Genomic DNA, 23,932 nt, shown 5'->3' on the forward strand with positions numbered 1-23,932 from the left:
CGCATGGTCCGACCTGGCGAATGTCCGCCATGTCAGGTCTCGGTCAATGACAAGGCTCCCCAAACAGCTGTCACTTGCGCAAAGCTGACCGGTCATCCGGCACCGAAATCCGGACCGTATCTTTCACTTATCCAGGGATGCTGATGACCCTCGAATCCCCCAGCTCCATATCCGGGGCCAGACGCGTCGCGCGCGTCGCGGCCGCGGCCGGTCTGGTCGCCGCACTCGCGACCGCGGGCGCCGTGCCCGTGTTCGCAGCGACCGGCACCGGTACCGGCACCCCGGGCACCGGCCCGGCCGTCAAGTCCGCCGACCAGAAGCTCGGTTCGGCGGACGCCGAGCTGCTTCAGGAAGCCAAGGCCAAGGGTGACGCGACCGTCACCGTCATGGTGGCCACCGCCCCCGGCCAGACCAAGCAGGTCGCCGACCAGCTCACCGCGGTCCAGGGCGCCTCGGTCGGCCAGACGAACGACAAGCTCGGCTACGTGCGCGCCACGCTGCCCACGGGCAAGGCCGAGGCCGCGCTGAAGGCGGCTGCGAAGCTGTCCTCGGTGCACGCCATGGACCTCAAGCACGAGATCCAGCTGTCGGACCCGCGCCCCGACGCGGGCAAGGAGTCGGGCTCGTCCCAGAAGACCGCCTCCGAGACGTACCCGGGGCCGGACAAGAACACCCCCGCGAAGAACCCGTACAACCCGTCCTTCGAGACCGGTGCGGTGGACTTCGTCGCCAAGAACCCGCAGGCCGACGGCCGCGGCGTGACCATCGGCATCCTGGACTCCGGCGTCGACCTCGGCCACCCGGCGCTCCAGAAGACCACCACCGGCGAGCGCAAGATCGTCGACTGGGTCACCGCGACCGACCCGATCACTGACGGCGACGCCACCTGGCGCGCCCAGATCACCCCGGTCACCGCCACCGGCGGCGCCTTCACCGCGGGCGGCCAGAGCTGGAAGGCTCCGGAGGGCTCGTTCCAGTGGAGCCGCTTCAGCGAGTCGATCACCGCCACCGGTGACATGAAGGGCGACGTCAACCGGGACGGGGACACCACCGACCGGTTCGGCATGCTCTACGACCCGGCCGCCGGCACCGTCCGCGTCGACACCGACCAGGACGGCGACTTCACGAACAACGAGCCGATGAAGCCGTACAAGGACGGCTACCAGGTCGGCTACTTCGGCACGGACAACCCGGCGACCGACGTCGCCGAGCGCATCCCGTTCGTGATCCAGATCCGCAAGGACGTCCCGATGGACCCGCTGGGCGGGGACTGGGTCGGCAAGAAGGTCGACTTCGTCAACATCGGCATCATCGAGTCCGAGCACGGCACGCACGTCGCCGGCATCACCGCCGCCAACAGCCTCTTCGGCGGCAAGATGAACGGCGAGGCGCCCGGCGCGAAGATCGTCTCCTCGCGCGCCTGCTCCTGGTCCGGCGGCTGCACCAACGTCGCGCTGACCGAGGGCATGATCGACCTCGTGGTCAACCGCGGCGTGGACATCGTCAACATGTCCATCGGCGGTCTGCCGGCGCTGAACGACGGCAACAACGCGCGCGCCGAGCTCTACCGGAACCTCATCGACACCTACGGTGTCCAGCTCGTCATCTCGGCGGGCAACGAGGGCCCCGGCGTCAACACGATCGGCGACCCCGGCCTCGCGGACAAGGTCATCTCCGTGGGTGCCGCGGTCTCCAAGGAGACCTGGGCCGCCAACTACGGCTCCGGCGTGACCAAGAAGTACAACATGTTCCCGTTCTCCTCGCGCGGTCCGCGTGAGGACGGCGGCTTCACGCCGACCATCACCGCTCCCGGTGCGGCCATCAACACCACCCAGACCTGGCTGCCCGGCGGACCGGTGAAGGAGGCCGGTTACGACCTGCCGGCCGGCTACTCGATGCTCCAGGGCACCTCGATGTCCTCGCCGCAGGCGGCGGGCGCCAGCGCCCTGCTGATTTCGGCCGCGAAGCAGCAGCACATCGCCCTCACCCCGGCGAGCCTGCGCGTCGCGCTCACCAGCACCGCGAAGAAGATCGACGACGTCCCGGCGCACGCCCAGGGCGCGGGCCTGATCGACATCAACGGAGCCTGGGAGTCCATCCAGCGCGGCGCCAAGGCCAACGAGTTCGCCGTCAAGGCGCCGGTCGACACCGCGATCGACCAGTTCCTGAAGACCCCGGGCTTCGGTACCGGCCTCTACGACCGCGAGGGCGGCCTCAAGGTCGGCCAGAAGAAGGTCTACGACGTCGTCGTCACCCGCACCACGGGGGTCAAGTACGGCACCCGACACAACCTGAGCTGGCGCAACAACGACGGCACGTTCAAGATCGTCGGCGGCTACGACTACGTCACGCTGCCGCTGAACAAGCCCGTCACCATCAAGGTCGAGGCGAAGCCCAAGACGGCCGGCGTCCACAGCGGCATCCTGCAGCTGGACGACGAGACCACCGAGGGCATCGACAAGCAGATCCTGACCACGGTCGTCGCCTCCACCCCGCTGGCGAAGCCGTCGTTCACGCTGTCGGACACCTCGTCCGTCCAGCGCAACAGCCACAAGTCGTACTTCGTCACCGTGCCGCAGGGCGCGAAGTCCCTTGAGGTCGCCCTCGGCGGTCTCGCGGCGGGCAGCCAGACGCGCTTCATCTCGATCCACCCGTACGGTGTGGGCGTCGAGGACAGCGCGACCACCCAGTGCTACCCGAACTACGACAACCCGGCCAACAAGTGCCGCCCCGACCTGCGCTCGTACGAGAACCCGCAGCCGGGCGTCTGGGAGATCGAGGTCGAGTCGCGCCGTACGTCGCCGCTGCTCGACAACCCGTTCAAGCTGGACGTCAGCGTCCTCGGTGCGGCCTTCGACCCGGCCGTCAAGGTCCTGCCCGAGGTGAAGCAGGGTACGCCCGCCCCGGTCCAGTGGACCGTCAAGAACGAGGCCGCGGCCATCACCGGCGGCAAGCTCCAGGGCGGTCCGCTCGGCTCCGCGAAGGTCGCCAAGCCGACCATCGCCAACGGCGAGACCCAGACGAGCACCGTCACCATCGGTGAGGGCGTCTCCCGCCTGGACGTGGCCATCGGCGGTGTCTCCGACACCGGCGCCGACCTCGACCTCACCGTCCTCAAGGACGGCGTGAAGGTCGGCTCCTCCGCCGACGGCGACTCCGAAGAGGCCGTGACCCTCCTCAACCCGGCCGCCGGTACGTACACCATCGAGGTGGCCGGCTACGCGGTTCCGTCCGGCTCCACCAGCTACAACTACCGCGACGTGTACTTCTCGTCCGCCCTGGGCTCCGTCCAGGTCGACGAGGCCGCCGCGGTGAACCTCGCCAACGGCGCCTCCGTGTCCGTCTCGGCGAACGTCCTGGCCTCCGCCCCGGCCCCCGAGGGCCGTCAGTTCTTCGGCGAGGTCAAGCTGCTCAACGGTCGCGGCACCGCCGCCGGCACCGGCAGCGTGCAGATCGAGAAGGTCCTCCCGTAACCCGGTAGGACACCGGAGGGGCAGTGCTCTGACGAGCACTGCCCCTCCGTGCGTTTTCCGTCACGGCCCACCGACCGGGGCGGACCCCACCCACCGGCCGTGGCCTGCGGAAACGATGACTCGGGGGTGCCACTGCACGCTCGCTACGGGCGCCTCACACAGGTTCGCATTCCGGACACCGTCCGTTCCTCGGACAATGGATTGGACAAGGCTCGTGGGGTCGAACGCATGATGGCTCCACGCGCGCCCGCGTCGTACGGAGCAGAAGGAGTCACCGTGAGGGTCGGAATCGTCGGAGCCACCGGTCAGGTCGGCGGAGTCATGCGCGGCATCCTCGCCGAGCGGAAGTTCCCGGTGGACGAGCTGCGGCTTTTCGCCTCGGCCCGTTCCGCGGGCTCGACCCTGGAGTGGGAGGGCCGGGAGATCACCATCGAGGACGCCTCCACGGCCGACTACTCCGGCCTGGACATCGTGCTCTTCTCCGCGGGCGGGGCCACCTCCAAGGCCCTCGCGGAGAAGGTCGCCTCCCAGGGCGCCGTCGTGATCGACAACTCCTCCGCCTGGCGCCGCGACCCCGACGTCCCCCTCGTCGTCTCCGAGGTCAACCCGCACGCGATCAAGAACCGCCCCAAGGGCATCATCGCGAACCCGAACTGCACCACCATGGCCGCGATGCCGGTGCTGCGCCCGCTGCACGACGAGGCCGGTCTGACCGCGCTGGTCGCCACCACCTACCAGGCCGTGTCCGGCTCGGGCCTGGCCGGTGTCGCCGAGCTGCGCACCCAGGCCTGCGCCGTCTCCGAGGCCGCCGACCAGCTGACCTTCGACGGCGGCGCGGTGGACTTCCCCGAGCCCGCCGTCTACAAGCGGCCCATCGCCTTCAACGTCGTCCCGCTCGCGGGCTCGATCGTGGACGACGGCACCTTCGAGACCGACGAGGAGCAGAAGCTCCGCAACGAGTCCCGCAAGATCCTGGAGATCCCGGAGCTCAAGGTCTCCGGCACCTGCGTGCGCGTGCCGGTCTTCTCCGGCCACTCCCTCCAGGTCAACGCCCGCTTCGCGCGTCCGATCAGCGTGGAGCGCGCCTACGAGCTCCTGAAGGACGCCCCGGGCGTCGAGCTCTCGGAAATCCCGACCCCCCTCCAGGCGGCCGGCAAGGACGCCTCGTACGTGGGTCGCATCCGCGTGGACGAGACCGTGGACAACGGCCTCGCGCTGTTCCTGTCGAACGACAACCTACGCAAGGGCGCGGCCCTGAACGCGGTCCAGATCGCCGAGCTCGTCGCCGAGGAGCTGCGCGGCAACTGAGCCCGGATACACGCATGAGGGGCGGCACCGTCACGGTGCCGCCCCTCATGCGTGTCTAGAGCGCCAGGTGGCGCCGCAGAGCCGCGTCGATCTCCGCCATGCGCTGGCGGGGGACCGCGCCGACACGCTGAATGAAACGCTCGGACGCCACTGCCCTGACCTGCTCGCATTGCACCTTGGAATCCTTCGCAAGGCCACACTCGGCAGCGGGCAGCAGCACCTGGAACGGATAGACCCGGGAGGTGTTCGATGTGAGCGGCACGACGGTGATGACACCACGGCGCATCCGTGTGACGGCCACGTTGGCTCCGTCGTTCGACACGATGACCGAAGGGCGCGCCTTGTTCGCCTCGCTTCCATGAACCGGCTCGTAGTCGACGAGGTAGATGTCACCGCGCTTCATCAGCCAACCCGTCCCCTGAGAACTGGTCCCAGAACGCAGCGTCCTCGCTCGCGTCCCACTCTGCGAAGGCAGCCTCGTAGTCAGCCTCCAACTGCGAAGCCCGCAGCATCTCGATCGCAGCCTGTATCACGGCAGATCTGGAGTCCGCTGCGGTTGCGGCAGCGTACTTATCGACGAACTCGACATCCTCCTGCGGCAGGCTCACACTAATCTTCATCACTCGATGCTACTGAAGTAGGACAAGCTGCGCCACCCGGGTGTCAAGACTTCCGCTCCCTCATGTTCGCCCGCGGATTACTCCTGCGCGGTGGCCCGCCCCCCATGGAAGGATGGCCGGGCAACGTCACCATCGAAGGAGATGAACGCGTGCCTGGCACGAATCTGACCCGTGAAGAGGCTCAGCAGCGGGCGAAGCTGCTCAGCGTCGACTCGTACGAGATCGACCTCGACCTGAGCGGGGCGCAGGAGGGTGGCACGTACCCCTCCGTGACCACCGTGCGCTTCCAGTCCGCCGAGGCGGACGCGGAGACCTTCATCGACCTGGTCGCTCCGGCCGTGCACGAGGTCGTCCTCAACGGCACGTCCCTGGACGTGGCCGCCGTGTTCCGAGACTCGCGCATCGCGCTGGAGCACCTGAAGGCCGGGACGAACGAGCTGAGGGTCGTCGCGGACTGCGCGTACACCAACACGGGCGAGGGCCTGCACCGCTTCGTCGACCCGGTCGACCAGCAGGCTTACCTGTACACCCAGTTCGAGGTGCCGGACGCGCGGCGCGTCTTCGCCAACTTCGAGCAGCCGGACCTGAAGGCGACGTTCCGGTTCACCGTGACGGCCCCCGAGGGCTGGACGGTCATCTCGAACTCCCCGACGCCCGACGCCGCGGACGTCAAGGACAACGTCTGGCGCTTCGAGCCGACGCCGCGCATCTCGACGTACGTCACGGCCCTGATCGTCGGCCCGTACCAGGCGGTGCACAGCTCGTACGAGGGCCCGAACGGCCAGTCGGTCCCGCTCGGGATCTACTGCCGGCCGTCGCTGGCCGAGTTCCTGGACGCCGACGCGATCTTCGATGTGACCCGGCAGGGCTTCGACTGGTTCCAGGAGAAGTTCGCGTACGACTACCCGTTCGCCAAGTACGACCAGCTCTTCGTCCCGGAGTTCAACGCGGGCGCGATGGAGAACGCGGGCGCCGTCACCATCCGCGACCAGTACGTCTTCCGCTCGAAGGTGACGGATGCGGCGTACGAGGTGCGTGCGGAGACGATCCTCCACGAGCTCGCGCACATGTGGTTCGGCGACCTGGTCACCATGGAGTGGTGGAACGACCTGTGGCTGAACGAGTCGTTCGCGACGTACACCTCGATCGCCTGCCAGGCGTACGCCGAGGGCTCGAAGTGGCCGCACGCGTGGACGACCTTCGCCAACTCGATGAAGACCTGGGCGTACCGGCAGGACCAGCTGCCGTCCACGCACCCGATCATGGCGGACATCCGTGACCTGGACGACGTCCTGGTCAACTTCGACGGCATCACGTACGCCAAGGGCGCCTCGGTGCTCAAGCAGCTCGTCGCCTACGTGGGCACGGACGCCTTCTTCAAGGGCGTGCAGGCGTACTTCAAGGCGCACGCGTTCGGCAACACGCGCCTGTCGGACCTGCTGGGCGCCCTTGAGGAGACCTCGGGCCGCGACCTGACCGCCTGGTCGAAGGCATGGCTGGAGACGGCCGGCATCAACATCCTGCGCCCGCGGATCGAGACGGCGCAGGACGGCTCGATCACCGCCTTCGCGGTCCGACAGGAAGCCCCGGCGCTGCCCGCCGGCGCGAAGGGCGAGCCGACGCTGCGCCCGCACCGGATCGCCATCGGCCTGTACGACCTGGACGGCGGCAAGCTGGTCCGCACCGACCGGATCGAGCTGGACATCGACGGTGAGCTGACGGAGGTGCCGCAGCTGATCGGCCGCACCCGCCCGGCCGTCGTGCTGCTGAACGACGACGACCTCTCCTACGCCAAGGTCCGCCTCGACGAGGTCTCGCTGGCGAACGTCACCGCACACCTCGGAGACTTCACCGAGTCACTGCCGCGGGCGCTGTGCTGGGCCTCGGCGTGGGACATGACCCGCGACGGCGAACTGGCCACGCGCGACTACCTCGCCCTCGTCCTGTCGGGCATCGGCAAGGAGTCGGACATCGGCGTCGTCCAGTCGCTGCACCGGCAGGTCAAACTGGCCATCGAGCTGTACGCCGACCCGGCGTGGCGGGAGCAGGGCCTGGCGACCTGGACCGAGGCCACGCTGGAGCACCTGCGCGGCGCCGAACCGGGCAGCGACCACCAGCTGGCGTGGGCCCGTGCCTTCGCGGCCACCGCCCGCACCGAGGGGCAGCTCACGTACCTGTCGGCGCTGCTGGACGGTGCCGCGGAGATCGAGGGCCTGGTCGTCGACACCGAGCTGCGCTGGGCGTTCCTGGAGCGGCTCGCCGCGACGGGCATCGCGGACGAGCCGGCCATCGCGGCGGAGCTGGAGCGCGACCGTACGGCTGCGGGCGAGCGTCACGCGGCCACGGCGCGGGCCGCGCGCCCGACGGCGGAGGCCAAGGCCGAGGCGTGGGCCTCGGTGGTGGAGTCCGCGGACCTGCCCAACGCGGTGCAGGAGGCGGTGATCGGCGGCTTCGTCCAGAGCGACCAGCGCGAGCTGCTGGCCCCGTACACCGAGAAGTTCTTCTCGATGATCAAGGGGATCTGGGAGAGCCGGAGCCACGAGATCGCCCAGCAGATCGCGGTGGGCCTCTACCCGTCCCTCCAGGTCTCCCCGCAGACCCTGGAGGCCACGGACGCCTGGCTGGCCTCCGCGGAGCCGAACGCGGCACTGCGCCGGCTGGTCTCGGAGTCCCGCGCGGGCGTCGAGCGCGCGCTGAAGGCGCAGGCTGCCGACGCAGCTGCCACTGCCGTCCGGGGCTGACGTTCCCCCCGACCGGGGCCGGCCCGCCCACTACGGGCCGGCACCGGTGGTCCCCCGGGTGGCCACGAAGCTGCCGGACCAGATGACCGCCGCGACCAGAGCGAGGAGCAGGCCGAGCCCGACGGCCCCCGTCGCCACCGGGCTGGCGGGATCGTGCTGTGCAACGGTACGGACCCGGTGCATGACGGCCACGGTGTGTCGGTGTGTCTCTCCTTCGGGTTCTGGTCGCCCGTCCGGCGCCGGAATCACCGTCGCAGCGGGCCATCCATCGGTTCCATCGAAATGTTTCGATCATTCTTTTCAGAAGAACCGAACGATTGGGCGGGAGTCCGAGCGGTGAACAACTGGCCGGCGATCGTGGCGCCGAAGGCGATCGCCATGCCCGCCAGCTGGACGGGGGAGAGCCCCTGCCCGAGGGCCGCCCAACCGATGACGGCCGCGGTGAGCGGGGAGAGCGGGCCGAGCAGGGTGACCGAGGTGGCGGTGAGCCGGCCGATGCCGCGGAACCAGAGCCAGTACGCGATACCGGTGTTGATCAGCATCATGTAGCCGTAGCCGAGGAACGCCTTGCCGTCGAGTGCGGGCGGCGCCCCCTCGACGAGGGCCGCGACCGGGACGATCAGCAGACCGCCCGCAGTGAGCTGCCAGCCGGCCAAGGCCAGCGAGCCGACCCCCTGCGGGCGTCCCCAGCGCTTGATCATGACCGTGCCCGCGGCCATGGAGGCGGAGGAGACCACACCGGCGACGACGCCGACGAGGTCCAACCGGGCCTCGGCGGTGAGGACCACCATGCTGACGCCGAACGCCGCGACGACGGCGGCGAGGACGGTCCGCAGCCGCGCCCGCTCCCCGAGGACGAGGGCGGCGAGTCCGACGACGAACAGCGGGCCTGCGGAGCCGAGCACGGCTGCCACACCGCCGGGCAGTCGGTAGGCGGAGAGGAACAGCAGCGGGAAGAAGGCGCCGATGTTGAGCGTGCCGAGGACGGCGGACCTCCACCACCACCGCCCTGTGGGCAGTCTGCGGGACACGGCGGTGAGCAGCAGTCCGGCGGGCAGGGCCCGCATGACCCCGGTGAACAGCGGCCGGTCGGGCGGGAGCAGTTCGGTGGCCACGGCGTAGGTCGAACCCCAGGAGATCGGGGCGAGGGCGGTCAGGGCGACGGTGGTGAGACGTTTCACGGCAGGGGACTCCTCGGGCGGGCGGGGAACGCGGGCGGGGTGGTACCGAGCGGGATCGAGCGGGCCGCGAGAAGGGGCCTCAGGCGACCGGGGCCTGCGCCCGCACCGGGGTCCGTGCCCCCGCGGCGGCCGGTACGGCCGGTGGCACCGCGTACACGGCCTCGACCGGCAGCCACCGCTCCAGCCTGACGAGCGCCAGGGCGGCGCCCACCGCGGCCACGGTGAGGACGGCCCAGGGCAGGCGGCCGTCGACGGAGAGCAGGGCGGTGAAGAGGGAGGGGGCGAGTGCGGTGGCCAGCGAGTAGGACAGCTGGTAGGTGGCCAGGTAGCGGCCACGCACGGCTTCCGGGGCGGCGGAGACCGACAGGGCCCCGCCGGACGGGCTGTGCACCAGCTCGCCGAGCGTGTAGACGACGACGATGGCCAGGAGGGCGACCAGGGTCACGGTCTGCCCGGGGTGCAGGGTACCGAGCACGATCTGCCCGGCGAAGGCGGCGGCGAAGAGCAGCGCGCCGAGGGCGGCGGAGCGGGTGCGGCGGGCTCCGGAGCGGCGCACCCGGCCGGCGACGAGCACGCCGATCCCGGCGCACAGGGCGGTGTTGAGGGTGAAGGCGGCTCCGGTGAGGGAGTCAGGGCCGTGCAGCCAGGTGGCGATGTAGAGGGGGAAGAGTACGGACAGGGCCGCGTAGCCCAGCGCGGTGAGGAAGTTGGCGGCGGTCAGCGCGAGGAAGGGCCGGTCGCGCAGGACCGTCCGGTACCCGGCGGGCTGGCGCTCGTCGCGGCCCGGCTGCGGGTCGCGCACCGGGCGTACCCGGCCGACGAGCAGTCCGGCGAGGGCGAAGGCCAGCGCGTTGGCCCAGGCCGTGTAGGTGAAGGCCGTGGTTCCCCATAGCGCCAGCACTCCGGAGACGATCAGGGCGCCCGCCCCCATCCCGGCGTTCTGCAACGCCCGGAGGGAGGCTTGGAGCCGGTCCCGGGCGGCGCCGCGCGCCACCTCCCCGATCAGCGACTGTTGGACGACGGAGAAGGACCGGTCGGCCAGGGCGGTGACGAGCGAGACGGCGGCGAAGGCGGGCAGCGAGCCGGCGAAGGGGTAGAGCGCGAAGCCGAAGGCCCGTACCGCGTAGAGCGCGAGGTTGACCCGCTTGGCACCGAACCGGTCGACCGCCGAACCGGCCAGCGGCATGAACGCCAGCCCGGCGAGGCCGGTCGCGGTCATCACCAGGCCCACGAGGGCGAAGGAGAGGCCGGTGACGTGGTGGAAGAAGACGAGTGTGAACGGGACGTACATGCCGATCCCGACCGCGCTGACACCGACGCCGACGAGGAGGGACCGCTCTCCCCCGACCCGTTCCCCCTCTTCCTGCTTTCCCTCGACCTGCGCTCCTACGGACCGCGCCCCTGTGGAGCGTGCCATCGTTCCTCCCCCAAGTAGGTTGCTAGAAAGTAGCTTACTTCTAAGCTACTTTCCATCAAGCAACTTTCTTGCGAACGATCGAAAGGAAGCCGGATACTGCGCGCATGACCGATGCCAACAAGGACGCCGTCGACGCGATCATCGACCAGTGGCGCGTGGTGCGACCGGACCTGGAAACCGCCCCCATGGCCGTCTTCGGCCGCATCTACCGGATCTCCCGGGCCATGGGAGACGCGACGGAACGGACGTACGCCCGTTTCGGCATCTCGCGCGGCGAGTTCGACGTCGTCGGAACGCTGCGCCGCTCGGGCGCCCCGTACACCCTCTCGCCGCGCCAACTGTCGGCCACGCTCATGCTCACGACGGGCGGCATGACCGGGCGCCTGGACAAGTTGGAGAAGGCCGGTCTGCTCACCCGCACTCCCGATCCGCACGACCGGCGCGGACTACAGGTGACGATCACCGACCGCGGGCTCGCCCTCGTCGACGAGGCCGTCGCCGCCGGTCTGGAGGTGCAGCGCGCCGCGCTCACCGGGCTGAGCGACGAGGAGGTCGCCGTCCTGACCGGCCTGCTCCGCAGGCTGATGGCCGACGTCTAGCGCCGTGGCCGGACGGGTTCGCCGGTGAACCTTCCGGTCACAGCACGAGAACGCACAACGGGGCGCCGGAGGTCCGCACCGAGACCGATGGATCGGCCTGCGGACCTCCGGCGCCCCGGAAGTCTGAATGGGTACTGCCCGGTCGGGTCAGCCCTGCGTCTGCTTCCTGTCGGACTTGTCGCCGACCATCACGAGACCCGCGATGACCAGGAACAGCACGATCGGCAGAGCCACGTACAGGCCGAGGGTCTGGGCGATGCTCAGGCCCTGGCCCGGGTCGTCGCCGTCGTCGCGGGTGAGCGCGAGGGCGGGAGACGTCATCAGCAGCATCATCAGCGTCGTTCCGGCCGTGACGGCGCCGGCGCGCAGAGCGTTCTTCTTGTCCACGGTGCAAACGTAGCGAACACCTAAACGGACCGCGCGCCCGGGGGTGCCGTACGGGCACGCACCCCCTCCCGCACCGCGCCCAACAGGGCGTTCGCCCGAGGGGAGACGGCCAGCGCCTCCAGGGTCAGCGGCCGTCCCGCCGAGTCCGCGACCGGAAGGCGCCAATTGGGGTACTGGTCCCAGGTCCCCGGCAGGTTCTGCGGCCTCCTGTCCCCCACCGCGTCCGGCAGCCACACGCCGACCAGCCGCGCGGGCGTGCGCAGCAGGAAGCCGTACAAGGCCCGCACGGCGGCCTCCTCGCCCTTGGTGTCCAGCCCCAGCCCCTCCAGTACGTCCAGCCACTGTGCGGTGTCGGCGGCGTCATCCTCCCGCTCCTGCTCCACCGGGCGGGTCAGCAGTCCGAGGCGGTCGCGGAGTTCCACATGGGCGCCCGCCAGTTTCGCGGCCGTCGGCGGCAGATCGTGGGTGGTGGCGGTGGCCAGGCAGTCGGCCCGCCAGGCCTCGGGTGCCAGTGGGCGCCCGTCACCCGCCCAGTCCCGTTCGAACCACAGCACGGAGGTGCCGAGCACCCCGCGCCGGGCAAGCGCCCGGCGGACCCGCGGCTCCACGGTCCCGAGGTCCTCGCCGATGACCGGGGCCCCGGCCCGGTGGGCCTCCAGTACGAGGATCGCGAGCATCGCCTCGCCGTCGTACGCGACGTACGCGCCCTCGGCGGGAGGGGCGCCCTCCGGAATCCACCAGAGTCGGAATAGACCCATGACGTGGTCGATGCGCAGCGCGCCGGCACAGCGGAAGACTCCGCGCAACAGGGCCCGGAACGGCGCGTAGCCGGTGGCGGCGAGCCGGTCGGGCCGCCACGGCGGCAGCGCCCAGTCCTGGCCGCGCGCGTTGAAGGCGTCGGGCGGGGCGCCGACCGAGGCGCCGGTCGCGTAGAGGGGCGGGCCGGAGACGTCCGAGCCCTCCGGGTGCACCCCGACGGCCAGGTCGTGCACGATGCCGACGGCCATCCCGGCCTCCTCGGCGGCCCGCTGGGCGGCGGCGAGCTGGGCGTCCGTCAACCAGACCAACCAGCGGTGGAAGTCGGCCCCGCCCTTGGGGTCGCCCCCGGCGCGCCCGGCGCACCAGGCGGCGTGCCGATCCAGGGGCTCGCCCTGTTCCGCGCAGAACGCCTGGTAGGAGGCCTCCCGTTCGGGTGTGCGCGGGACGGCGTACAACAGTTCCAGGGCGGCGCGTTTGAGGGCCCAGACGGCGTCCCGGTCGATCAGCGCCCCCTTCTCCAGCACCTCGCGGCGCAGTTCCCCGCCCCGGGCGGCGAGCACGGCGAGGGCGTCCCGGTCCGGGCAGTCGGCGTACTCGGGCACGTCCTCGATCCTCAGGTGCACCGGGTCGGGGAAACGGCGCGAGGACGGCCGGTACGGGGAGGGGTCGGTCGGGGTCCCGGGCACGGCCGCGTGCAGTGGGTTGACCTGGATGAAGCCGACTCCGTGGGTGCGGCCGGCCCAGCGGGCGAGCGCGGCCAGGTCGCCGAGGTCGCCCATGCCCCAGGAGCGCTCGGAGAGCAGGGAGTACAGCTGGACGAGCAGCCCGTGGCACCGCTCGGGTGCGACCGGGGCCCGCTCCGGGGCCACGATCAGGGTGGCGGACCCGGTGCGGCCGTCGGGGGTCTCGGCATGGATCCGGTGCACTCCGAGCGGCGGCACCCCGCCGTGCCCCGGCCGCCGGTCAACGGCCCCGTAGCCGGGCCCGTAGCCGGCATCGTCACCGGCCCCGTCGCCGGCCTCGTCCCCCTCCAGTCGGGTACGCGTCCCGGGCGGCAGCGCGGCCAGCTCGGCGGGCGGCTGCGACCCGGCCCACCACACCAGCACGGGCGGCAACAGCCGGTGCGCCGCTTCGCGTTCGGCCGCCTCCACGTGCCCCCGGACCGCCTCCGGGGTATCGGTGTCCACCCCCAGCTGCCGCAGTACGGCGGCGACGGTGGCGTCCGAGACCCGGACGGTGACACCCTCGGCGGGCTGGTAGGTGGTGGCGACGCCGTGCAGGGCCGCGAGCCGGTCGAGGTCGTCCATGTAAGTCCCTGTGTCCCTGTGTCGAGTCGCCCCGGCGGCTGCCGGGGCGTGCCGCCGCGGGGCGGCGGGGATGGGTCGGGTGCGGCGTGCGGTGTTCAGGCGTGCGGTGTGCACGGGCGGTCGCTCCTACGTCCGCAAGAGGTGTGAGGGAGGATCAGGAACCGTGCGACACCGCCGGGGAACACCGCAGCCATACCCCGTGCGCCGCGCCGCATTCCTGGCGTATCCAGGTCAGAACACCCGCCCGCATTGACACTCCGGCCGAACGGGTGGTGGGCTCGGGGTTATTCGTACGGGCTGAGGACGACTCGGGACGGGGAGGCTTCGTGCAGCTCAGGGGCAGGAAGCGGACGACGGCCGCGGCCGTGGCGGTCATCGGGACGCTGCTGGGCGGTGGGATGTACGTCGGGCCGCCCGGGGCGTTCGCGGCGCCGAGCGCGCCGACCCTCCCGGTGCCGGACCCCGCCGCAGGTCCGGGCTCCGATCCCGCGGCGGGCGCCGCGGCCGGGCCCGTTCTCGACCCGGGCTCCGTCGCGCCGCGCACGGCCGCCGAGGGTCCGGCCGTGTGGCCCCGGCCGCAGTCGATGACCGCCGACAAGGCGCGGGAGGTCCCGCTGGGTGCCGAGGCGGTGTTGGTGGCGGCCCCCGACGCGGACCCGTACGCGGTAGGGCTGGTCCGTACCGCCCTGCGCGAGGCGGGCGTACGGACCGTGCACGAGCCGGCCCCCGGGGCGCCGCTGCCCGAGCAGGGCACCGTCGTACGGCTCCAGGGCCCCGACGCGCAGGAGGCACTGCGGGCGTTGGGCGCTGCCGAGGCCGGGGACCTGCCGAAGGGGGGCTACCGGCTCGCCGTCGGCAGGGCCGCGGGCCGGGACACGATCGCCCTGGCCGGTGTGGGCGAGGACGGCCTGTTCCACGCGGCCCAGACGCTGCGCCAACTGCTGACGCCGGGCGCCCCGGGTGCCCCGGGCGGCGGGAAGGTGCCCGGGGTGCTGGTGCGGGACTGGCCGACCGCGCCCGTACGCGGGACCACCGAGGGGTTCTACGGGCAACCGTGGACGCAGGAGCAACGGCTCGCGCAGCTGGACTTCATGGGCCGGACCAAACAGAACCGGCTACTGATCGCGCCCGGCGACGACCCGTACCGCACGACCGGTTGGCGCCAGGAGTACCCGCAAGCACAGCAGGCGGAGTTCCGCGCCCTGGCCGAGCGGGCCCGCGTCAACCGGGTGGTGTTGGGCTGGGCCGTGGCCCCGGGGCAGTCGATGTGCCTGGCCTCGGCGGCCGACCGGGCAGCGCTGGCGCGCAAGCTGGACGCGATGTGGGACCTGGGCTTCCGCGCGTTCCAGGTGCAGTTCCAGGACATCAGCTACACCGAATGGGGTTGCCGGGCGGACCGGGTCCGGTACGGAAAGGGCCCGGCGGCGGCTGCGAAGGCGCATGCGGAGGTCGCGGGCGAGCTGGCGGCGCACCTGGCCGAGCGGCATCCGGGAGCGGCACCGCTGTCGCTCGTGCCGACGGAGTACCACCAGAAGGGCGCGACCACGTACCGGACCGCCCTGGCGGGACGGCTGGACGGGCGGGTGGAGGTGGCCTGGACGGGCGTGGGCGTGGTACCGCGCACCATTACCGGGAAGGAACTGGCCGGGGCCCGCGGTGCTTTCGGTCAGCACCCGCTCGTCACCATGGACAACTACCCGGTCAACGACTGGGACCCGGGCCGGATCTTCCTCGGCCCGTACACGGGTCGGGAGCCGGCCGTGGCGGGCGGTTCAGCGGCCCTGCTGGCCAACGCGATGCCGCAGGGCACCCTGTCCCGCATCCCGCTGTTCACGGCGGCGGACTTCGCGTGGAACCCGAACGGCTACCGGGCGGGCGACTCCTGGGCCGCGGCGGTCGCCGACCTGGCCGGCCCGGACCCCAAGGCCCGTCAGTCCCTGGCCGCGCTGGCCGGGAACACGGCCTCCTCGGGTCTGGGGCAGCCGGAGTCGGCGTACCTGCGCCCGCTGGTGGACGCGTTCTGGCGGAGTCGCGGCACGGGCGATCCGGCGCCGGGCGACCGACTGCGGGCCGCGTTCTCGGCCCTGCGGGAAGCTCCTTCGCGGCTGCCCGCGCTGTCCGAGGAGGCCGGGCCGTGGCTGGCGCGGCTGTCGGCGTACGGAACGGCGGGCGAGCTGGCGGTGGACCTGTTGCGGGCCCAGTCCCGCGGGGACGGGGCGGCGGCCTGGAAGGCCGCGCAGGATCTGGCGGCGGCCCGCAAGGCGCTGGCCGAACCGAGCAGCGCCCGGGTGGACAAGGCCGTACTGGACCCGTTCCTCGCGAAGGCGGTGGCGGAAGCGGACGCGTGGACGGGAGCGGCCCGCCAGACGGGCACGGTGTCCCGGGAGGCGGACTCCTTCACCGTCAAGCTGGACACGGTGCGCCCGGTGTCGGTGGTGACCGTCATGACGGACCCGCTGCCGCCGGGGGTCCGCGGCGCGGCGGTGGAGGCGCACGTGCCGGGCGAGGGGTGGCGCAAGGTCGCCGAAGCCGCCGCATCGGGCTGGACGCAGGCGGACGTCGGCGGTCTCGGGGCGGACGCGGTGCGCCTGTCGTGGGCGGGGCCGGCGCCGGCGGTGCACCAGGTGGTGCCATGGCTGGCCGACGGGCCGGAGGCCAGGTTCGAGCTGGCGGAGGCCGTGGACGTGGAGGTCGGCGGGACCGCGCAGGTGGTCTCGGCGGAGCTGTCCGCGCTCCGACCCGGCGAGGTGCGGGGCCCGCTGTCGGCGGCGGCGCCGGCGGGCGTCGAGGTGAAGCTCCCGGCCGAGGTCACGGCTCCCAGGGGTACCCGGGTCATGGTCCCGGTGACGGTGTCGGTCCCGGCGTCCACTCCGGTGGGCAGCTACCGGGTACCGATCACGTTCGCGGGGCAGACCCGGACGCTGACCGTCCGGGCGGTCGCGCGGACCGGCGGGCCCGACCTCTTCCGTTCGGCGCGGGCCTCGTCCTCGGCGGACGAGACCCCGGCGTTCCCGGCCTCCGCCGCGGTGGACGGCTCCGCGACCACCCGCTGGTCTTCCCCGCCGGTGGACGGTGCGTGGTGGCAGGCGGAACTCCGCAGCCCGGCCAGGATCGGCCGGCTGGTCCTGCACTGGCAGGACGCGTACCCCTCGGCGTACCGGGTGGAGACCTCCCCGGACGGCCTGACGTGGCGCCCGGCGGCCACCGTCACGGGGTCGCGGGGCGGGCTGGAATCGGTCCGCCTGGACACGGCGGCCCCGGACAGCCGCTTTGTGCGCATCACGTGCGACAAGCGCGCGACGCGGTTCGGTTGCAGCCTGTTCTCGGCGGAGGCCTACGCCGTGGCCCCGTAGCCCGGTGGTCCCGTGCCCAGCGGCCCTAGTACGGTCCCGTAGCCCGGTGGCCGGGGGTCCGCTGCACAGGCCGGGCCTCGGAGCCCCGGCCACCGTGCTCGGTAGCGGCCGGAGCACCGGAGCCGGCAGCGGCCGGGCTCAGGCTACGAGGCCGCCGCGCCGATGCGGTCCAGGGCGTCCTCCGCCCCGTACGGCTGCAAGTACGGCATCCACCGCGGATCCCGGTGTCCCGTCCCGATGATCCGCCAGGCCAGCCCCGACGGGGGAGCCGGCTGGTGGCGTAGGCGCCAGCCGAGTTCCAGCAGGTGCCGGTCGGCCTTGACGTGGTTGCAGCGCCGGCACGCGGCGACCACGTTGTCCCACGCGTGCTGCCCGCCCCGGCTGCGCGGGATCACGTGGTCGACGCTCGTGGCGACCCCGCCGCAGTACATGCAGCGACCGCCGTCGCGGGCGAACAGTGCACGGCGGGTGAGTGGAACGGGCCCCCGGTAGGGGACCCGCACGAAGCGCTTGAGCCGGACCACGCTGGGCGCGGGGACGGCTCTCGTCGCGCTGTGCAGAAAGGCGCCGGATTCCTCCAGGGAGACCGCTTTGTTCTCCAGGACGAGGACGAGCGCGCGGCGGAGCGGTACGACGCCGAGGGGCTCGTACGACGCATTGAGGACCAGGACGTGCGGCACGGACTGCCTCCTTGTACGCCGGCGGCGCGTGGCTCGCGCCGGGACGATCTGCTCTCCAGTCTCTCCTTACGGCTGGTCGAAGCGCCACCACTCGCCCGTAACGGGTCCGAGGTGTTTTCAACCACACCGGGTTCATCCCCGGGTGAGCCCGGTCTCTCCCTCGAACACGGCAAGAGGGTCACGGGAATGCCCCGATAGTGTGGTTGGCCTGCCCCGCACACCGTTCCGCGGGCAGACCGCTACACCTGGAGGTTCCCGTCGTGCCCTGGCCTGCCGCCCTGCTGCCCCTGGCAGCCGACACCCCGGACCCGGCCGCTTCGGTCAAGGAGGCCCACGAGAGCGTCACGAACGCCGCCAGTTTCATCGAGGAGAACTGGGCCGGATGGCTGTACCTGGGCCTGAAGATCCTGCTGATCCTGGTGATCGCGGCAGCGTTCCGCTCTCTGGTGCGCAAGTCGCTGACCAAGCTGATAACCCGGATGAACCGGGGCGCCGAGGCCGTCGAGGGCATGGCGATCGGTGGACTGCTGGTCAACGCCGAGAGGCGCCGGCAGCGCTCCGAAGCGATCGGATCGGTCCTGCGTTCGGTGGCCTCGTTCCTGATCCTCGGCACGGCCGGGCTGATGGTGCTCGGCGCCCTGGGCATCAACCTGGGCCCGCTGCTCGCGAGTGCCGGTGTGGCCGGTGTGGCGATCGGTTTCGGTGCGCGGAACCTGGTGACGGACTTCCTTTCCGGCGTGTTCATGATCCTCGAAGACCAGTACGGCGTCGGCGACAAGATCGATGCGGGGGTCGCCTCCGGCGAGGTCGTGGAGGTCGGCCTGCGCGTCACCAAGCTGCGCGGGGACAACGGCGAGATCTGGTACGTCCGCAACGGTGAGATCAAGCGGATCGGCAACCTCAGCCAGGGGTGGGCGACCGCGGGCGTGGCCGTCCAGGTCAAGCCGTCGGAGAACCTCGCCCGCATCCGCGAGGTGGTCAAGGACGTCGCGGACGGCATGGTCAAGGAGTCCCCGTGGGACGAGCGCCTGTGGGGGCCGGTGGAGGTGCTGGGCCTGGACGAGGTGCTGCTGGCCTCCATGACGGTGAAGGTTTCGGCGAGGACGATGCCGGGCCAGCAGTTCGCCGTGGAGCGGGAGCTGCGCTGGCGGATCAAGGAGGCCTTCGACGCGGCGGGCATCGGGATCATCGGCGGCCTGCCGGCCGCGGCCGGCGACGAGGACGAGGCCGCGGCCGACCCGTCGGCCGCGGTGGCACCGCCTTCGGCGCTGGCGAACCCGGCCTCCCCGCAGTCCCTGGCCACCGCCCCGATCCCGCCGCCGGTGACTCCCGGCACCGCCCGGATCACCAAGTAGTACCGGCCCCTCCCCCAACGCCCCGGCCGCCGCCCCCGCCGCTTCCGTGCTGCGGGGGCGGCGGCATTTCTGCGGGGCAGCGGCATTGACACAGCTCAAACACCGATAGGAAACTTACCTAACAGTTCCTGACCACGGCGTGCGCCGATGACGGAGAGAGCGCTCATGACCGGCACCACCCCCGGAACCCCCAGCCTGTTGCGCGTCATGAACGACCGCGCGGCGCTGGACCTGCTGCTGGAGCACGGCGCCCTGTCCCGTACCCGGATCGGTCGTCTCACCGGGCTCTCCAAGCCCACCGCCTCCCAGCTGCTGGCCCGCCTCGAAGCCGCCGGACTCGTCGTGGCCACCGGTACCGCAGGGGGTCGCCCCGGCCCCAGCGCCCAGCTGTACGCGGTCAACCCGCGCGCCGCCCACGTCGCCGGGCTCGACGTCACCCCCGGCCGCATCCTCGCGGCCGTCGCCGATCTCACCGGCGAGGTGGTGGGCACCCACGAACTCCCCTACGTCGAGGGCACCGGCACCGTCGACCGCGTCACCCGGGCCCTCGGCGAAGCCGTCAAGGACGCCGGGTTGCAGCGCTCCGACATCCACCGCGTCGTCATCGCCACCCCGGGGTCCTTCGACCCGCGCACCGGGGCGCTGCGCTACGCCGACCACCTCCCCGGCTGGCACTCCCCCACCCTCCTGGAGGAATTGGCCGCGGCCCTGCCGATGCCGGTCGAGTACGAGAACGACGTGAACCTCGCCGCGGTAGCCGAGCAGCGGCTCGGCGCGGCCCGCGGCCACGAGGACTTCGTCCTGCTGTGGAACGAGGAGGGCCTCGGTGCCGCTCTGGTGCTCGGCGGCCGACTGCACCGCGGTTGGACCGGAGGTGCGGGCGAGGTCGGGTTCCTGCCCGTACCGGGCCACCCGCTGGTCCGGCAGGTCACCCGGGTCAACTCCGGGGGCTACCAGGAACTGGCCGGCGTACAGGTGGTGCCCGCGATGGCGGCCGAGCTGGGCATCGAGGCTCCCTCTCAGGTCGCGGCGGGGGCGGTGCACGGAGCCGTACACGGAGCCGAATCGGGGGCGCTGGTCTCCGCCGCGGTCTCGCTGCTCGGGCACGCCGCCGAACACCCCGAGGGGGCGAACCTGCGGCTCCTGGAGCAGTACGCCACCGCGCTGGCCACCGGTCTCGCCTCGCTGGTGGCCGTCCTGGATCCGGAGATCGTGGTCCTCTCCGGCGCGGTGACCGCCGCCGGCGGGGACGTCCTGCGCGAGCTCGTCGAGGCCGAACTCGCCGACCTCGCCCCCTCCCGGCCCCGCCTGGTGTCCGGCACCGTGCGCGAGCGGCCCGTACTGCGGGGCGCGCTGGAGAGCGCCCTCGCCGCCACCCGCGACGAGGTCTTCGACACCTCGCGCCGCTGACCGCACCGCACCGCACCGCACCGCACCGAGGGCCACCGCACCGGCGCCCGGCCCCGCCAGCACGCCATCGGCGTCCCCTCGCCGACGCCCCGCCGACCTCCACCCGTGTCACCGAACTCGCCGTCGAACCCTGGCACCCCTCCCGGAAGTTCCTCCCGCAGAGAGCGAGCACCGCCATGCCCAGAAACCGCCGTCTGACCGCCGTGGCCACCGCCGTCGCCGCCCTGTCCGTCCTCGCCACCGCTTGTACGGGCCAGAGCAGCAACACGGCCACCGACGACCCGAACAAGGAGGTCACGCTCAACTTCTGGCACGGCTGGTCCGCGCCGAGCGAGGCCAAGGCGATCGAGGAGAACATCGCCCGGTTCGAGAAGGCGCACCCGAACATCAAGGTCAAGGTCACGGGCAACATGACCGACGACAAGATCAACCAGGCGCTGCGCGCGGGCGGAGACAAGGCCCCCGACGTGGTCTCCTCCTTCACCACCGACAGCGTCGGCAAGTTCTGCAACTCCGGCGCCTTCACCGACCTGAACCCCTTCCTGCAGAAGTCGGGGGTCGACAAGACGAAGGTCTTCCCCAAGACCCTGCTGGAGTACACCCAGTTCAAGGGCAACCAGTGCACCCTGCCTCTGCTGCACGACGCGTACGGCCTCGTCTACAACAAGGACGCCTTCAAGGCGGCGGGCATCACCGAACCGCCCAAGACCTGGAGCCAGTTCGCCGAGGCGGCGCAGAAGTTGACCAAGACGAACGGGGACTCGTACGACCAGCTCGGCATCATGCCGACCTACCACGGCTACGAGACCACCCCCATGCGGCTGGCCGCGCAGTGGAGCCCGAAGTACTTCGCCGCCGACGGCAAGTCCAACCTGGCCAAGGACCCGGCGTTCGCGAGCATGCTGACCGCGCAGAAGGACCTGGTGGACAAGCTCGGCGGCTACGAGAAGCTGGAGAAGTTCCGCAACACCTTCGGTGACGAGTGGAGCAGCGAGCACCCCTTCCACAAGGGCCAGGTCGCCATGCAGATCGACGGCGAGTGGCGGGCCGCGATGGCGAAGGAGGCCGGGGTCACCTTCGAGATCGGCACCGCGCCGCTGCCGGTGCCGGACGACCAGGTCGCCGACTACGGCAAGGGCTACCTCTCCGGCACGATCATGGGAATCGCCTCGGGCAGCAAGAAGCAGAACGCGGCCTGGGAGCTCGTGAAGTACATGACCACCGACACCGAGGCGGTCGTGGCCTTCGCCAACGCCATCCACAACGTGCCCTCCACCCTGGCGGCCCTGGAGTCCCCGAACCTCCAGGTCACCCCGGAGTTCAAGACCTTCATCGACATAGCCCGGCACCCGAAGTCGAACACCACCCCGGCCCAGGCCGACGGCGGGACCTACCAGCTGACCTTCCAGGACTTCGCGTACGGAGTGGAGAAGGGCGCCGTCGCGGACGTCCCGGCCGGTCTCGCCACGACGGACCAGCAGATCGACACGGACATCGCGAAGGCGAAGTAGCCCCCGATGACCAGTACTGCCACGCACACGCTGCGTACGAAACGCCGGAGGGCGGCGCTGCGCACCGCGGCCTTCATGTCGCCCTGGCTGATCGGGTTCGCGGTCTTCTTCGCTTACCCGCTCCTCTCGACCGTGTACTTCTCCTTCACCCGGTACGACGGCTTCCGGCCGCCCGTCTTCAACGGCCTGGACAACTGGACGTACGTCTTCTCGGACTATCCGCTGTTCTGGCCGGCCATGCGCAACACCCTGTGGCTGGTCGTGGTGATGGTCAGCTGCCGGGTGGTCTTCGGCCTCGGCGTCGGCATGCTCATCACCAGGATCAAGACGGGGGCGGGGATCTTCCGGACCCTCTTCTACCTGCCCTACCTGGCCCCGCCGGTGGCCGCGACCCTGGCCTTCGTCTTCCTCCTCAACCCCGGAACCGGCCCGGTCAACACCGTGCTGGAGGGGATGGGCCTGCCCGCCCCCGGCTGGTTCACCGACGCCGACTGGTCCAAGCCCGCGCTCACCGCCCTCGCGCTGTGGGGGGTCGGCGACCTGATGGTCATCTTCATGGCCGCGCTGCTCGACGTACCGAAGGAGCAGTACGAGGCCGCCGAGCTGGACGGGGCCGGGGCATGGCAGCGGTTCAGGCACATCACGCTGCCGAACATCTCGCCGATCATCCTGTTCGCGGTGGTCACCGGGGTCATCCAGGCCATGCAGTACTACACCCAGCCCCTGGTGGCGGGGAAGGTCGCCGCGGGCGTCATCGGCGGCTCGGGCCAGCAGTTCGAGCCGGGCTACCCCGACAAGTCCACGCTGACCCTCCCCCAGATCGTCTACAACGCCGGCTTCCAACGCTTCGACTACGGCGCCGCCTGCGTCGTCGCGCTCGTCCTCTTCGCCCTCTCCATGGCCTTCACCGCACTGCTGATGCGCCGCCGTGGCGGACTGATCGGAGCTGGTGACTGAGATGACGTCAACGACCGCACCGCGCGGGGGACGCCCTCCCGGCAGCCGCAAGGCGGTACTGCACTGGGTCGCCGTGCACGCCCTCGGCGTCGCAGCCGCCCTGTTCTTCGTCCTCCCGTTCGTCTTCCTCTTCCTGACCTCGCTGATGAGCGACCAGCAGGCCCTGACCCGCGACCTGGTGCCCCACACCTGGGAGTGGGGCAACTACGCCACGGTCTGGAACACCCCGGGCTTCCTGACCTGGTGGCGCAACACCTTGCTGTACGCGGGCCTGGGCACGCTGCTGACCGTGCTCTCCTCGGTGCCCGTCGCGTACGCGCTCGCCAAGTTCCGCTTCCGCGGGCGGCGGCTCTCACTGCTGCTGGTGATCGCCATGATGATGCTGCCGCCGCAGGTGGTGGTCATCCCGATGTACCTGTTCTGGGCCAAGCAGCTGGACCTGTCCGGCACGCTGTGGCCGCTGATCGTCCCCATGGCGTTCGGCGACGCGTTCTCCATCTTCCTGCTCCGCCAGTTCCTGCTGACCATCCCCGACGAGTACCTGGACGCGGCCAAGGTCGACGGCTGCGGCGAGGTCCGCACCCTGCTGCGCATCGTCCTGCCGATGGCGAAGCCGGGGATCGCCGCCGTCGCACTGTTCCAGTTCTTCACCGCCTGGAACGACTACTTCGGGCCGCAGATCTATGCCTCGGACAACCCGGCCGCCTGGACCCTCAGCTACGGACTGGAGTCCTTCAAGGGGGCTCACCACACCAATTGGAACCTCACCATGGCGGCAACCGTGCTGGTCATGGCGCCGGTGATCCTCCTCTTCTTCTTCGCCCAGAAGGCGTTCGTCGAGGGCGTCACCCTGACGGGAGTGAAAGGCTAGTGA

General features: G+C 71.3%; 18 protein-coding genes. 10 read left to right on the forward strand and 8 right to left on the reverse strand.

Annotation, left to right across the window (positions count from 1 at the left end; genetic code table 11):
* Window positions 1-143 precede the first annotated feature (143 nt).
* Window positions 144-3,473, forward strand: a complete 3,330-nt coding sequence (locus tag ABZZ20_RS11045) for a S8 family serine peptidase (RefSeq protein ID WP_356869034.1) — start codon at window positions 144-146, stop codon at window positions 3,471-3,473.
* A gap of 276 nt (window positions 3,474-3,749) precedes the next feature.
* Window positions 3,750-4,781, forward strand: a complete 1,032-nt coding sequence (locus tag ABZZ20_RS11050; RefSeq protein ID WP_356869036.1) for an aspartate-semialdehyde dehydrogenase — start codon at window positions 3,750-3,752, stop codon at window positions 4,779-4,781.
* 55 nt (window positions 4,782-4,836) lie between these two features.
* Here the strand turns inward: ABZZ20_RS11050 and ABZZ20_RS11055 are convergent, their stop codons facing one another.
* Both ABZZ20_RS11055 and ABZZ20_RS11060 read right to left on the reverse strand, forming a co-directional pair.
* Window positions 4,837-5,184 (reverse strand): type II toxin-antitoxin system PemK/MazF family toxin, encoded by a 348-nt coding sequence (locus tag ABZZ20_RS11055; RefSeq protein ID WP_356869038.1) that lies wholly within the window; start codon window positions 5,182-5,184, stop codon window positions 4,837-4,839.
* Window positions 5,171-5,401, reverse strand: coding sequence for a ribbon-helix-helix domain-containing protein (locus ABZZ20_RS11060; protein ID WP_356869039.1), 231 nt, complete (start codon window positions 5,399-5,401; stop codon window positions 5,171-5,173). Before ABZZ20_RS11060 ends, ABZZ20_RS11055 begins: the two co-directional genes overlap by 14 nt.
* A 149-nt stretch (window positions 5,402-5,550) precedes the next feature.
* Here ABZZ20_RS11060 and pepN point away from each other — a divergent pair, with 149 nt between their 5' ends.
* Entirely contained in the window at window positions 5,551-8,142 is a 2,592-nt protein-coding gene (gene pepN, locus ABZZ20_RS11065; protein WP_356869041.1) for an aminopeptidase N, read from the forward strand.
* A 30-nt stretch (window positions 8,143-8,172) separates the two neighbouring features.
* Here pepN and ABZZ20_RS11070 read toward each other — a convergent pair whose 3' ends face one another.
* From ABZZ20_RS11070 to ABZZ20_RS11080, 3 genes are all read right to left on the reverse strand, one after another.
* The gene (locus ABZZ20_RS11070; RefSeq protein WP_356869043.1) at window positions 8,173-8,325 is read right to left on the reverse strand and encodes a hypothetical protein; all 153 of its coding nucleotides are present in this window, start codon (window positions 8,323-8,325) and stop codon (window positions 8,173-8,175) included.
* A gap of 62 nt (window positions 8,326-8,387) precedes the next feature.
* Window positions 8,388-9,323 (reverse strand): EamA family transporter, encoded by a 936-nt coding sequence (locus tag ABZZ20_RS11075; protein ID WP_356869045.1) that lies wholly within the window; start codon window positions 9,321-9,323, stop codon window positions 8,388-8,390.
* Between the two features lie 79 nt (window positions 9,324-9,402).
* Window positions 9,403-10,740, reverse strand: coding sequence for an MFS transporter (locus tag ABZZ20_RS11080; protein ID WP_356869046.1), 1,338 nt, complete (start codon window positions 10,738-10,740; stop codon window positions 9,403-9,405).
* 104 nt (window positions 10,741-10,844) lie between these two features.
* On the opposite strand from ABZZ20_RS11080, the gene ABZZ20_RS11085 reads away from it, so the two are divergent.
* Window positions 10,845-11,339, forward strand: a complete 495-nt coding sequence (locus tag ABZZ20_RS11085; protein WP_356869048.1) for a MarR family transcriptional regulator — start codon at window positions 10,845-10,847, stop codon at window positions 11,337-11,339.
* Window positions 11,340-11,486: 147 nt separating this feature from the next.
* On the opposite strand, the gene ABZZ20_RS11090 is transcribed toward ABZZ20_RS11085, so the two are convergent.
* Both ABZZ20_RS11090 and ABZZ20_RS11095 read right to left on the reverse strand, forming a co-directional pair.
* On the reverse strand, window positions 11,487-11,726 hold the full coding sequence (locus ABZZ20_RS11090) for a hypothetical protein (RefSeq protein ID WP_356869050.1): 240 nt from the start codon (window positions 11,724-11,726) through the stop codon (window positions 11,487-11,489).
* A gap of 20 nt (window positions 11,727-11,746) precedes the next feature.
* Window positions 11,747-13,792, reverse strand: coding sequence for a 4-alpha-glucanotransferase (locus ABZZ20_RS11095; RefSeq protein ID WP_356869051.1), 2,046 nt, complete (start codon window positions 13,790-13,792; stop codon window positions 11,747-11,749).
* A gap of 326 nt (window positions 13,793-14,118) precedes the next feature.
* Here ABZZ20_RS11095 and ABZZ20_RS11100 point away from each other — a divergent pair, with 326 nt between their 5' ends.
* A complete protein-coding gene (locus ABZZ20_RS11100; RefSeq protein WP_356869053.1) occupies window positions 14,119-17,145 on the forward strand; it encodes a beta-N-acetylglucosaminidase domain-containing protein in 3,027 nt (1,008 codons plus the stop codon).
* A gap of 143 nt (window positions 17,146-17,288) precedes the next feature.
* On the opposite strand, the gene ABZZ20_RS11105 is transcribed toward ABZZ20_RS11100, so the two are convergent.
* Window positions 17,289-17,825: an HNH endonuclease gene (locus ABZZ20_RS11105; protein WP_356869055.1), complete on the reverse strand. Its 537-nt coding sequence runs from the start codon at window positions 17,823-17,825 to the stop codon at window positions 17,289-17,291.
* Between the two features lie 260 nt (window positions 17,826-18,085).
* Between ABZZ20_RS11105 and ABZZ20_RS11110 the strand changes: the two genes are divergently transcribed.
* The 5 genes from ABZZ20_RS11110 (at window position 18,086) to ABZZ20_RS11130 (ending at window position 23,929) form a co-directional block, all read left to right on the forward strand.
* A complete protein-coding gene (locus ABZZ20_RS11110) occupies window positions 18,086-19,180 on the forward strand; it encodes a mechanosensitive ion channel family protein (protein ID WP_356869057.1) in 1,095 nt (364 codons plus the stop codon).
* A 165-nt stretch (window positions 19,181-19,345) separates the two neighbouring features.
* Complete coding sequence (locus ABZZ20_RS11115) at window positions 19,346-20,590, forward strand: ROK family transcriptional regulator (RefSeq protein ID WP_356869059.1); 1,245 nt, start codon at window positions 19,346-19,348, stop codon at window positions 20,588-20,590.
* Window positions 20,591-20,766: 176 nt separating this feature from the next.
* Window positions 20,767-22,101: an ABC transporter substrate-binding protein gene (locus ABZZ20_RS11120; RefSeq protein WP_356869061.1), complete on the forward strand. Its 1,335-nt coding sequence runs from the start codon at window positions 20,767-20,769 to the stop codon at window positions 22,099-22,101.
* 6 nt (window positions 22,102-22,107) lie between these two features.
* On the forward strand, window positions 22,108-23,058 hold the full coding sequence (locus tag ABZZ20_RS11125; RefSeq protein WP_356869063.1) for a sugar ABC transporter permease: 951 nt from the start codon (window positions 22,108-22,110) through the stop codon (window positions 23,056-23,058).
* Between the two features lies 1 nt (window position 23,059).
* Entirely contained in the window at window positions 23,060-23,929 is an 870-nt protein-coding gene (locus tag ABZZ20_RS11130) for a carbohydrate ABC transporter permease (protein WP_356869065.1), read from the forward strand.
* Window positions 23,930-23,932 lie beyond the last annotated feature (3 nt).

Source organism: Streptomyces sp. NPDC006430, from assembly GCF_040612395.1.
Lineage (GTDB): Bacteria > Actinomycetota > Actinomycetes > Streptomycetales > Streptomycetaceae > Streptomyces.

What these genes read in the sequence shown, in the direction of transcription:
- ABZZ20_RS11045 (WP_356869034.1), top strand. Translation starts at nt 144, where the DNA reads ATGACCCTCGAATCCCCCAGCTCCATATCCGGGGCCAGACGCGTCGCG.
- ABZZ20_RS11055 (WP_356869038.1), bottom strand. Translation starts at nt 5,184, where the DNA reads ATGAAGCGCGGTGACATCTACCTCGTCGACTACGAGCCGGTTCATGGA.
- ABZZ20_RS11060 (WP_356869039.1), bottom strand. Translation starts at nt 5,401, where the DNA reads ATGAAGATTAGTGTGAGCCTGCCGCAGGAGGATGTCGAGTTCGTCGAT.
- ABZZ20_RS11070 (WP_356869043.1), bottom strand. Translation starts at nt 8,325, where the DNA reads ATGCACCGGGTCCGTACCGTTGCACAGCACGATCCCGCCAGCCCGGTG.
- ABZZ20_RS11080 (WP_356869046.1), bottom strand. Translation starts at nt 10,740, where the DNA reads ATGGCACGCTCCACAGGGGCGCGGTCCGTAGGAGCGCAGGTCGAGGGA.
- ABZZ20_RS11085 (WP_356869048.1), top strand. Translation starts at nt 10,845, where the DNA reads ATGACCGATGCCAACAAGGACGCCGTCGACGCGATCATCGACCAGTGG.
- ABZZ20_RS11095 (WP_356869051.1), bottom strand. Translation starts at nt 13,792, where the DNA reads ATGGACGACCTCGACCGGCTCGCGGCCCTGCACGGCGTCGCCACCACC.
- ABZZ20_RS11115 (WP_356869059.1), top strand. Translation starts at nt 19,346, where the DNA reads ATGACCGGCACCACCCCCGGAACCCCCAGCCTGTTGCGCGTCATGAAC.
- ABZZ20_RS11120 (WP_356869061.1), top strand. Translation starts at nt 20,767, where the DNA reads ATGCCCAGAAACCGCCGTCTGACCGCCGTGGCCACCGCCGTCGCCGCC.
- ABZZ20_RS11125 (WP_356869063.1), top strand. Translation starts at nt 22,108, where the DNA reads ATGACCAGTACTGCCACGCACACGCTGCGTACGAAACGCCGGAGGGCG.
- ABZZ20_RS11130 (WP_356869065.1), top strand. Translation starts at nt 23,060, where the DNA reads ATGACGTCAACGACCGCACCGCGCGGGGGACGCCCTCCCGGCAGCCGC.